The 513-nt window shown below is 70.0% G+C and carries 1 protein-coding gene; it reads left to right on the top strand.

The annotated features are described in order from the left end of the window. Nucleotides 1-397 (top strand): FHIPEP family type III secretion protein (locus AC1DVK_RS27210; RefSeq protein ID WP_477627859.1); only part of this gene is annotated, 397 nt, incomplete at its 5' end. Nucleotides 398-513 lie beyond the last annotated feature (116 nt).

Genomic DNA, 513 nt, shown 5'->3' with positions numbered 1-513 from the left:
CGAGAACGCCCCCACGGTGAGCGACACCACCGAGCTGACCTCGCTGATACGCCTGGCGCTGTCGCGCGCCATCGTCCAGCATATTTTCCCGGGCGAGGAGGAACTGCAGGTCATTGGCCTGGACAGCTCGCTCGACCGCGTGCTGCTGCAGGCCCTGAGCAACAGCGCCGGCCTGGAGCCGGGCCTGGCCGACAGGCTGCTGCGCGAAGCCCAGCAGGCCATGGACCGGCAAGCCGGCCTGGGCCTGGCCCCCGTGCTGGTGGTGCAGCACCCATTGCGCGTGCTGCTGGCGCGCTTCCTGCGCCGCAGCCTGCCGCAACTCAAGGTGCTGTCGCACGCTGAGATACCCGACACCCGCACCATCAAAGTGACCGCCACGATTGGAGCCGCCCTGTGAACACCCCGAATTCCGCCGACGCCGCGACCACCTGCCAGGTCGTCGCGCCCTCCAGCCGCGAGGCGCTGCGCCTGGTGCGCGAACGCCTGGGCCCTGATGCCGTGGTGCTGTCGAAC

This window comes from Peribacillus sp. P4_B1, from assembly GCF_056402395.1.
This window is presented reverse-complemented; position numbering and strand designations above follow the sequence as displayed.